6 protein-coding genes are annotated in these 7260 nt (G+C 62.3%); 3 read left to right on the forward strand and 3 right to left on the reverse strand.

What is annotated here, in order from left to right; all coding sequences use genetic code 11:
* Positions 1–264 precede the first annotated feature (264 nt).
* The 3 genes from AC1DUU_RS18600 to AC1DUU_RS18610 all read left to right on the forward strand — a co-directional run bounded on the left by AC1DUU_RS18600 (position 265) and on the right by AC1DUU_RS18610 (position 2838).
* Positions 265–531 (forward strand): sel1 repeat family protein, encoded by a 267-nt coding sequence (locus tag AC1DUU_RS18600; RefSeq protein ID WP_476784883.1) that lies wholly within the window; start codon positions 265–267, stop codon positions 529–531.
* Positions 532–901: 370 nt separating this feature from the next.
* On the forward strand, positions 902–2020 hold the full coding sequence (locus AC1DUU_RS18605; protein ID WP_476784884.1) for an ABC transporter substrate-binding protein: 1119 nt from the start codon (positions 902–904) through the stop codon (positions 2018–2020).
* Between the two features lie 155 nt (positions 2021–2175).
* The gene (locus tag AC1DUU_RS18610; protein WP_476784885.1) at positions 2176–2838 is read left to right on the forward strand and encodes a peroxiredoxin; all 663 of its coding nucleotides are present in this window, start codon (positions 2176–2178) and stop codon (positions 2836–2838) included.
* Between the two features lie 60 nt (positions 2839–2898).
* Here the strand turns inward: AC1DUU_RS18610 and AC1DUU_RS18615 are convergent, their stop codons facing one another.
* The 3 genes from AC1DUU_RS18615 to AC1DUU_RS18625 all read right to left on the reverse strand — a co-directional run bounded on the left by AC1DUU_RS18615 (position 2899) and on the right by AC1DUU_RS18625 (position 7200).
* On the reverse strand, positions 2899–3516 hold the full coding sequence (locus tag AC1DUU_RS18615) for a YitT family protein (protein WP_476784886.1): 618 nt from the start codon (positions 3514–3516) through the stop codon (positions 2899–2901).
* A gap of 106 nt (positions 3517–3622) precedes the next feature.
* Positions 3623–5578, reverse strand: a complete 1956-nt coding sequence (locus AC1DUU_RS18620) for an acetyl/propionyl/methylcrotonyl-CoA carboxylase subunit alpha (RefSeq protein WP_476784887.1) — start codon at positions 5576–5578, stop codon at positions 3623–3625.
* Positions 5579–5592: 14 nt separating this feature from the next.
* Positions 5593–7200: a carboxyl transferase domain-containing protein gene (locus AC1DUU_RS18625; protein ID WP_476784888.1), complete on the reverse strand. Its 1608-nt coding sequence runs from the start codon at positions 7198–7200 to the stop codon at positions 5593–5595.
* Positions 7201–7260 lie beyond the last annotated feature (60 nt).

The raw sequence follows: 7260 nt of genomic DNA on the forward strand, positions 1-7260 counted from the left end.
CGTGAATGCGTCGCGTGGTTATCAAAGGCTTAGCCGCGCACCAGCGAATTTTCATCGCATTTTCTGCAAATCCCAGTCGGCTCAAGGACTCCTATCCTTAATGAATTCCAAGCTTTACCCTTTGTTTTAGTTTTGTTTTCTTCGAGTTAAGCACGCCATTTAACGGCGGATTCAAAGCTCCACGGCATTCTCGAAAGCATCGAAAGGGCAGCTGCGGGGGACACCACCGAGCCTGCTCTCAGGGGACAGGCAGGGGATAAGAAAATGGCACGTTTCGAAATCTTTGAGGCTGGCTTCGGCGCGATGGGTTCCACCGCTCAGGCCGACATTCTTCTTGAATTGGGCATGATGTATGCGACCGGCCGCGATTGCGAAGTCGACGTTGTCGCCGCCCACAAATGGTTCAACATCGCTGCGATCAAGGGCTCCGCCCGCGCCGCCGAGCTGCGCTCGGAGCTGTCCGGCTCGATGTCCAAGCTCGACATCGTCAAGGCGCTGCGCGAAGCGCGCGAATGGATGACGATGCACTGATAGCTTCTGCTTCCGGGGGGAAGATCGAGGTCGCCTTCATGGCGGCTTCCAACAAAAAGAGCGCGACGGTCTGAAGGACGGGCGAGGCGCGCAAGAAAGAAAACAAACAGGGCAGGCGAACTCCTGAGAAGGCCAAAGACGCCTCGCGGAGTTTCCACGAAAAAGGCCGCGACCGATCGATACAAGATCGGCGCGGCTTTTTCGTTTTAGAATTGAACTGGCGGCTTGTCGCCGGGTTGCATAAGCACGTGCAGGCACAATATCCTGCTGCCTATGCGCCAAGACAAGTCATGGCCGTGCTGACAGCTTTCGATGATTGTACGTGTGGCGCGAATCCGGCATGTCCTTCGCGTCCAAGGGAGAGGAACCAATGCATTTGAAACGTTCTATTGGCGCATTGCTCGCGCTGTCGCTCAGCGCCAGTGTGGCATTCGCAGAAGATATCGGTATTGCGGTGGTCGGCCCGATGACCGGCCAGCTCGCCAATATCGGTGACCAGTTCAAACAGGGCGCCGAAGCGGCGGTCAAGGCGATCAACGAAAAGGGCGGCGTCATGGGCCGCCAGCTCAAGCTTTCGGTTGAAGACGACGTCTGCGATCCCAAGCAGGCGGTTTCGGTCGCCAACCGCATCGTTGCCAATGGCATCAAGTTCATCGACGGCCATGCCTGCTCGGGCTCGAGCATCCCGGCTTCCGCCGTCTATGCCGAGAGCGGCGCGCTGATGATGTCGCCGGCCTCGTCGAACCCGATCATGACCGACGACGCTGCCGCCAAGGGCTGGTCGACGATCATGCGCCTCTATACGCGCGACGACGCCCAGGGTGCCTTCATCGGGCCATGGATCGCCGAGAAGTACAAGGGCAAGAACGTCGTCGTGCTGCACGACAAGAGCGCCTACGGCCAGGGCGTGGCCGACGCCGTCCGAAAGACCATGAACACCGGCGGCCTCACGGAAATCCTCTACGAAGGCATCAATGCCGGCGAAAAGGACTATTCGGCGCTCGTCACCAAGCTCAAGGAACTGAAGGCCGACGTGGTCTATTTCGGTGGCTACCACCCCGAAGCCGGCCTCATCCTGCGCCAGTCGGCCGAGCAGGGCTTCAAGTTCCAGCTGATCATGCCCGACTCGATCGCCTCGCCGGAATTCTGGCAGATCGCCGGCCCCGCCGGTGAGGGCACGATGTTCGTGTTCCCGTCCGATCCGCAGGCCAAGCCCGAAGCCAAGGAAGCGATCGAGAAGATCAAGGCCGGCGGTTTCGTGCCGGAAGGCTTCACGCTGTTCTCCTACGCCACGATCCAGGCCTTCGCGCAGGGCATCGAGCGTGCGGGCACCGACGATCCGATCAAGGTCGCCGAGGCGCTGAAGGACGGGAAGCCGATCAGCACCGTTGTCGGCGACGTCGTCTTCGACGAGAAGGGCGACCTCAAGAACGCCAGCTACGACATCAACCAGTGGCATGACGGCAAGTACGCGCCGATCAAGCAGTAAGCTAGATTTCGGATTGTTGCTTTCAATGGCCGGGCATGTCCCGGCCATTGTCGTTTTCGCGGGCTTGGCGCAAGATGGCGCATTCGCACACGGGCGCCGAACTTGGGCCGTTCTGGCCGGCGGAAAGTGTGCGTCGAATTCAGGAGGAACCGACTATGAGCCTTCGTATCAATGACACCGCCCCAGACTTCAAAGCCGACACCACGGAAGGCCCGATCAACTTCCACGACTGGATCGGCGACGGTTATGCGGTCCTCTTTTCCCATCCCAAGGATTTCACCCCGGTCTGCACCACCGAACTCGGCTATATGGCCGGGCTGAAGGCGGATTTCGCCAAGCGTAATGCCAAGATGATCGGCATTTCGGTCGATCCGGTCGAAAACCACCACAAATGGAAGGCCGACATCGAAAAGCTGTCGGGCAACAAGGTCGATTATCCGATGATCGGCGATCCCACGCTTGCGGTGGCCAAGCTCTACGACATGCTGCCGGCAAGTGCCGGCGACAGCTCGGAAGGGCGCACGCCCGCCGACAACGCCACCGTGCGCTCGGTGTTCGTCATCGGCCCCGACAAGAAGGTCAAGCTGACCCTGACCTACCCGATGTCGACCGGCCGCAACTTCGACGAGATCCTGCGCGCGCTGGATTCGATCCAGCTGACCGCCAAGTATCAGGTCGCGACCCCGGTGCAGTGGAAACAGGGCGACGACGTCATCGTCACAGCCGCCGTGTCGGACGAGGACGCCATCAAGCGTTTCGGCTCGTTCGAGCGCGTGCTGCCCTATCTCAGGAAGACAAAGCAGCCGACTGCGAACTGATCGGCCAGACAATCGCTAAGGAGAAGGCCGCGCCGCCTGGCGCGGCTTTTTCGTTTCCGCTCAGCTCATGCCGACATAGCGGCCGGGGCGGTGGTTGATGGCGATGATCAGGTTGAGCACCGCAGCCCCCACCACCGATAGTGCGACCTTGTCGAGTTCAATGTAAAACAGCGACACGATCAGGATCGTGAGGTCGACCGCGAGCTGGAAATAGCCGGCGCGGATGCCATGATGATCTTGCAAGTAGAGCGCCAGTATGTTGAAGCCGCCGAGCCCGGCACGATGGCGAAACAGCACCAAAAGGCCCATGCCCATCAGGCCGCCGCCGGCAACAGCCGCATAGAGCGGGTTCAGATGCCCGATGCCGATCCAGTTGGGCGTCAGCTGCGACAGAACCGAAATCAGGGCCACCGTAGCGAATGTGCGCAGCGCGAACGGCCAGCCCATGCGCTTCACCGCGAGGTAGTAGAACGGCAGGTTGATGACGAAGAACACGGCACCAAAGCCATAGCCGGTGACATACTGGATGAGCAGCGCAAGCCCGGCGGAGCTTCCTGTGATCAGCCCGGCATGGGTGTAGAGCACCAGCCCCAGCGCCACCAGCATCGTGCCTGTCAGCAGCGCCAGCACATCTTCGTACTGCCTGTGCGGTACGGCATCGCTGTTGGTGTCAGTCACGGGCTCGCCTGTCTATGATTGCTGCAATGCAGCACTAAAACATCAGCCCGAAAATCGAAACCGATTTTCGGGCTGATCTCTTATGCACAAATCGCAATGGTGCCGGTTATTCTTCGAAACGCACCAGCACTGTTCCATCCGTCACCTGCGCGCCTTCGGTGGCGATCTCGCTGATCAAACCATCATGGGTGGCGGTGATGGTGTGTTCCATCTTCATCGCTTCTAGCACCAGCAGCGGCTGGCCCTTGCTCACCTTGTCGCCCTTGGCGGCGCGCACAAGCTTCACCAGGCCCGGCATCGGCGCCCGCATGCTCGATGTGCCTTCGCCGATCTCGGCAGCACGTGCGAACGGATCGCTGATGACGAAGTCGAAGGAGCGGCCGTTCTCGAACACAGTGATGTGGCCGGGCCAGGCGGCAACAGTTGCGCCGGCGTTTGTTGTCCCTGCAGCAAGCACAAAGGCCTCTCCGCCTTCCGGCCTGACGTCGAAACGCCCGTCCGGTCGCGCCGTGATGTGGGCCACGATCTCCGCACCGCTAAACGACAGCGTTGCCCGCCGTGCCAGCGGGTTGAAATGGGCGTAGCCGGTCAGCCCCGACCACGGATCGTCCGAGGCAACCGATGCCGTTGCTCCGGTCGCCGCCAAGGCGGCGAGCGCGATGGCCCGGCTGCCGGGTGCGGCAGTCGTGGTGAGTTCGTCCTGCTTTCGGCCGATAAGGCCGGTGTCGACATCGCCTGAAGCGAAGTCCGGGTCGCGGGCAAGAGCTGCCAGGAACGCTGCATTAGTGGTCGATCCCGCCACCTCAGTGCGCGAGACCGCATCGGCCAGCGCGTCGAGTGCGGTGGCTCGGTCCGGCCCGTGCGTCACCACCTTGGCAATCATCGGGTCGTAGAAGGGTGAAATGGCGTCGCCTTGGCGCACGCCTGTTTCCACACGGATCTCGGTGCCCGCAGCCGTTTCGGTCGGGAAACTGAGATGATGCAGCGTGCCGATCGCCGGCAGAAAGCCCTTGGCCGGGTCTTCGGCATAGAGCCTTGCTTCGAAGGCATGGCCATCAAGCCCGATGCCGTCCTGCGCCAAAGGCAGTTCCTCGCCGGAGGCGACCCGGAGCTGCCACTCGACAAGGTCGACGCCTGTCACCATCTCGGTCACCGGATGTTCGACCTGAAGCCGCGTGTTCATCTCCATGAACCAGAAGCGATCGGGCTTGAGCCCGTCCGAGGCATCGACGATGAACTCGATCGTTCCAGCACCCGAATATCCGATTGCCTTGGCCGCTTTCACTGCGGCCTCGGTCATCGCCGCGCGCAGCTCCGGCGTCATGCCGGGGGCAGGGGCTTCCTCGATCACCTTTTGGTGGCGACGCTGGGCCGAGCAGTCGCGCTCGAACAAATGCACTGCATTGCCAAAATTGTCGCCGAACACCTGCACCTCGATATGGCGCGGCTTGTCGACATATTTTTCGACCAGCACCCGGTCGTCGCCGAAAGCGGCCTTGGCCTCGCGCCGCGCGCCCGACAGCGCGTCGGGAAACTCATCTGGATGGTCGACACGACGCATGCCCTTGCCGCCGCCACCGGCGCGGGCCTTGATCAGCACGGGATAGCCGATCTCGCGCGCCTTGGTGGCGAGGATGACGATCTCCTGCGCTTCGCCGTGATAGCCGGGAACCACCGGCACGCCGGCCTTTTCCATCAGCCGCTTGGCGGCATCCTTGAGGCCCATGGCGCGGATCGAATCCGCCGACGGCCCGATGAAAACGAGGCCGGCTTGCGTCACCTGGTCGACGAAATCGGGGTTTTCCGACAGAAAGCCATAGCCCGGATGGATCGCCTCGGCACCGGTCGCCTTGGCAGCCGTGATGATGACGTCGCCGCGCAGATAGCTCTCGGCCACCGGCGAGCCACCGATGTGCACGGCCTCGTCGGCCATCGACACATGCAGCGCGCGCGCGTCCGCGTCCGAATAAACGGCAACCGTCTTCACACCCATCTTGCGGGCCGTGCGGATGACGCGGCAGGCGATTTCGCCACGATTGGCGATGAGGATTTTCGAAAACATTGCTTGATCCCCCATCACATCCTGAACACGCCGAACTTGGTGTCGGCCACCGGCGCGTTGAGCGCGGCGGACAGGCTGAGCGCCAGCACCTCGCGCGTCCGCGCCGGGTCGATGATGCCGTCGTCCCACAGCCGTGCCGACGAATAGAGCGGGTGGCCTTCGCGCTCGTATTTTTCGAGGATCGGCGCCCGGAATTCGGCCTCCTCTTGCTTCGACCAGGTGCCGCCCTTGCGCTCGATGCCCTCTCGCTTGACCATGGCGAGCACCGTTGCTGCCTGCTCGCCGCCCATCACCGAGATGCGCGCGTTCGGCCACATCCACAGGAAGCGCGGCGAGTAGGCCCGCCCGCACATGCCATAATTGCCGGCCCCGAACGAGCCGCCGATGATGACCGTGACCTTCGGAACCTGTGCCGTCGCCACCGCTGTCACCAGCTTGGCGCCGTCCTTGGCGATGCCGCCGGCCTCGTATTTCGCCCCCACCATGAAACCCGTGATGTTCTGCAGGAACACCAGCGGGATCTTGCGCTGGCAGCACAGCTCGATGAAATGCGCGCCCTTGAGAGCGCTCTCGGAAAACAGCACGCCATTGTTGGCGATGATGCCGACCGGCATGCCGTGGATATGAGCGAAGCCCGTCACCAGCGTCGTGCCGTAATTCTGCTTGAACTCGTCGAACTCGGAGCCGTCGACCACRCGCGCGATCACCTCGCGCRCGTCGTAAGGCTGGCGCAGGTCGGCGGGAATCACGCCATAAACCTCTTCCGGCGCATGAACAGGCGGAATCGCTTTTTTCAAGACGAGCCCGATGTCCTTCTTCCGATTCAGGTTTTTGACGATGCGCCTGACAATCGCCAGCGCGTGCTCGTCGTCCACTGCGTAGTGGTCGGCGACGCCGGAGACGCGCGTGTGCAGGTCGGCACCGCCCAGTTCCTCGGCACTCACGTCTTCGCCCGTCGCCGCTTTCACCAATGGCGGACCGGCCAGGAAGATGGTCGCCTGGTTGCGTACCATGATCGTTTCGTCCGACATCGCCGGCACATACGCGCCGCCCGCCGTGCACGAACCCATGACGCAGGCGATCTGCGGAATGCCGGCGGCCGACATGTTGGCCTGGTTGAAGAAGATGCGGCCGAAGTGATCGCGGTCGGGAAAAACCTCGTCCTGGTTGGGCAGGTTCGCCCCGCCGGAATCAACGAGATAGATGCAGGGCAGATTGTTCTGCAGCGCGATCTCTTGCGCGCGCAGGTGCTTCTTCACCGTCAGCGGGTAGTAGGTGCCGCCCTTCACCGTGGCGTCGTTGACCACCACCATGACCTCGGTGCCTTCAACCCGACCGATGCCCGCGATCAGCCCGGCCGATGCGATGTCGCCGCCATAAAGCCCCCAGGCGGCGAACTGGCCGACCTCAAGGAAAGGCGAGCCGGCGTCGAGCAGTTGCGCCAGGCGTTCGCGCGGCAACAGCTTTCCACGCGAGGCGTGCCGCTTGCGCGCGTCCTCCGAACCGCCGCGCTCCACCGTTGCAGCCTTCTCGCTGATGTCAGCCACCAGCGTTCGCAGGCGCGCGGCATTGGACTTGAAGCTTTCGGAGGAAGGCGAGATCTGGGAGCTAAGCGTCGGCATTTTTCCTCTTGGAGTGATACCCATGCGCGGCCGCGCCCGAGGCGCAAAGCAGTCATGGTG

The sequence above is a fragment of the Aminobacter sp. P4_H6_2 genome (assembly GCF_056400805.1).